This window comes from Pseudoalteromonas sp. S1609 (genome assembly GCF_005887255.1).
Lineage (GTDB): Bacteria > Pseudomonadota > Gammaproteobacteria > Enterobacterales > Alteromonadaceae > Pseudoalteromonas.
In genome coordinates this window covers 1-214 of sequence record NZ_PNDJ01000265.1, presented here as the reverse complement: position 1 = coordinate 214, position 214 = coordinate 1, and the positions used below count along the sequence as shown (strand labels likewise).

1 pseudogene is annotated in these 214 nt (G+C 41.1%); it reads right to left on the bottom strand.

Features of this window, described 5'->3' with window-relative positions:
* Nucleotides 1-214: pseudogene (locus CWB76_RS19670) on the bottom strand (LLM class flavin-dependent oxidoreductase); the annotation flags it as partial.

Genomic DNA, 214 nt, shown 5'->3' with positions numbered 1-214 from the left:
AAATTCTCGTTTATATAAGGCTATTGCATCATGTACAAACCGCGGTGCAAAGTGCCCCGCAAATACATAGGGTAATCCTTTTTGCTCTGCTAACTGGGCAATAAATAAACTTGATCCTAAAAGCCAAATAGGAACATTAGTGTTTTCACCGAGAAATCCTCCTACACGCTTAGCACCCACGTATGGGCCAAATAGTGTTTGATACTCGCATACT